Annotated in this window: 2 protein-coding genes; both read right to left on the reverse strand. The window is 47.0% G+C overall.

The window, feature by feature from the left end; all coding sequences use genetic code 11:
* On the reverse strand, positions 1–1,455 hold a 1,455-nt coding region (locus tag O9300_RS03120; RefSeq protein WP_287969995.1), incomplete at its 3' end, for a POTRA domain-containing protein.
* A 429-nt stretch (positions 1,456–1,884) separates the two neighbouring features.
* On the reverse strand, positions 1,885–2,583 hold a 699-nt coding region (locus tag O9300_RS03125; RefSeq protein WP_287969993.1), incomplete at its 5' end, for a histidine kinase.

The following is a 2,583-nucleotide window of genomic DNA, read 5'->3' on the forward strand; positions in this document are numbered from 1 at the left end:
CAGGAAAGAACCACTGGTGGGCTGCAGGGGATTATCGCGAAAATCTCGAATAGCGCCAATATTTAGAGAAAGTAGATCATCGATCCCAGAGGAACTAAAAGCCAGTTGTTGACTGCCAAAACCGTTGAGAGGTGCAGACAGGGGGGAGATGTCACCATTGGCATTTTGCACCTGTACCTGTTGATAGTTAAAGCCTAGGGAAACCACCCATTTTGGTTTCGTAAACACATCGGCGGCCAAAGGACGGACAAAAGTAATACCGCCACCCGTCCGGACGATACGGGGACTATCATTATCGTTAAGCGTCCGAATCGAGGAATTTTCCCCATCATAAACCAGAGAAATCGACTGTCGCCGGAAAACGTTCACCGTGTAGGAAGTGCGGAAATTATCCGTGGCAATCCAAGGATCGGAAAAACTCAGATCGAATAAAAATTCCCGTTCCCCTAACTGGACTTCTGCCCCTAAAGTTTGGTTATTACCGCCAAAATTGCGCTGTTGATAGCTAACAGTCCCGAATAAGCCCGCATTCGAGCTAATACCACCCCCAGCGGCTAGGGAACCAGTATTACCTTCCACCACATCGACGTTAACAATCACCTCCCTTGGGTCGCTGCCGGGAGAAAAAGACAGACGCACATCCTCGAATAAACCGAGACCGAAAACACGCTGTAAATCCTGTTGGGCCGTATTGCGGTTAAAAATATCCCCCGCTTTTAGGCGCATTTCCCTAGTAATGATAAATTCTCTAGTTTTACCCTTGACCGGTTCCTGTTCGACGTTAAAGTAGCGTACTTGAATTTTTTCGATTAAACCTTCGGAAATGACCAGAATCACCCGACCATCGGGAGTGACTTGCGGCGCACCGATTACCTGGGCCAGATCATAGCCGTTTTTGCTGTACCAGTCATTGATTTTTTTTACCCCCGCCTGTAATTCCCGCAAATTCAGGGTTTTGCCGTATTGACTAGCGAAAATTTCCTCGACCACCCCGGCAGGTAAAATCGATTTGTCCAGGGTTTCCGGGGCAATTTGAATCTGTACGCCCTGAAAAACGGGGTTAGGTTGCACCTCAAAGGTGACTCGCACCCCTAGAGGCGTATCTTGGGGAACTGCCCGCACATCGGCAAAAAAGCCCGTGGCAAAAACGGCGTTAATATCTTCTTGCAGTTGCGATCGAGTCGTGCTTCGTCCTGGTCGGGTGCGAATGGTATTATAAACTAGATTTTCTAATTCTCGATCGGACCCCTGTACTACCACTTCGGCCACCAAAACTCGCGACTCCTCCGCCGGCACCGGTGGGGCTGTTGTGGGAGTTTCTGCAGGGCTTGGGGTTTCCGTCGGGGTTTCCGGCGGTGCTGCCACGGGTGGCGTAGTTTCTCCCGTCGCAGGAGGAGACTGTACTATCTGCTCGACGCGGGGAAAAACCGTTTCTTGCGGTTCTTCTTCGGCCATTACCGTCCCGTGAAATAATCCGAAAATAGCCAGCAGCAGGGCCAGCGAGGAATATCGCCCCGAAAAATTGAGATTTTTAAGCACTTCCACACACCCATTAACACCATTATGGTTTTGTTTGTTTTCTCTGCCCGAGAAATTTAACGAACGTTAAAACTCTAGCAGATTGCTTACTCTCAGTAAATCCCAGCTTGACCGGTGACTAAAGAGATACTGCATCAGATCTGATATGGGTCAGCCGTCAGCATTAAGTTTTTATCTTGCCATATCTTAGCTTTTTCCGGTTTGGCTCTATCCCAATTCACCCTCTAGAATTATTGCCACCTCGGTGGGCGCACAATTAATTACATATCTTCCTAACTCACCAAAATTAAAAACATTAAGTTTATTCTCCTGGGAATCCCCCACCTTTTTACACCAGCGCAGATGTCAACGTCTCATTTGTAATAACTGTACCAGTTGCGAGACCTGTTGGCGATTGAACATTTGCAGCAGGGTACTAGCTACTAATTCCGGTTCCAGGGTGATCAGGATTTGTGGTAATTTGGCGGTGGCTAATAATTGCAATTCTTGACTGACGGTGATTTCTTCCCCGCGACCCCATTCTAATAAATCACCGGCTTGTTTTAATTCCTTAATAATAACTGGGGCGAGAGTACGATAGGAATGTTTGGGGTTAGCCAGGGCCGATTGGGCATTTTTAACTAAATATTGCCATTGTTGCTGTTCTGAAGCCAATTGAGACAGAGGTAAAATTAATTTTTGTAATTGCTGACGGGAAGCGCTGGTTTCTTGCTGTTTGAACAGTTGTAACATCTGTTTGAGGATATCTCTGACGCTGATAGAAATAGAAGAGGCCGCCGCAATAGCTGGGGTGGATTTTACTTGGCCCAGAAGATAGTTAAGATGGGCGTGTAATTCGGCAAAAGTCGCTTCACCGTTTTTAACGATAGCGTCAGCTTCCTCGCCTTGCAAACCCAAGGGACTCTGCAGCTTATCGATCAATATCTGAAGCAGATCATAACCCTTGAGGAACAAAGATTCTAATTTTTGATCCACTTGTATGCGATTTTCTTTCAGTATTTTGAAAGCATCCTCAAGACGGTGAGCAGTTTTTTGGATACTGCT

The organism is Microcystis sp. LE19-195.1E (assembly GCF_027532095.1).
Taxonomy (GTDB): domain Bacteria; phylum Cyanobacteriota; class Cyanobacteriia; order Cyanobacteriales; family Microcystaceae; genus Microcystis; species Microcystis aeruginosa.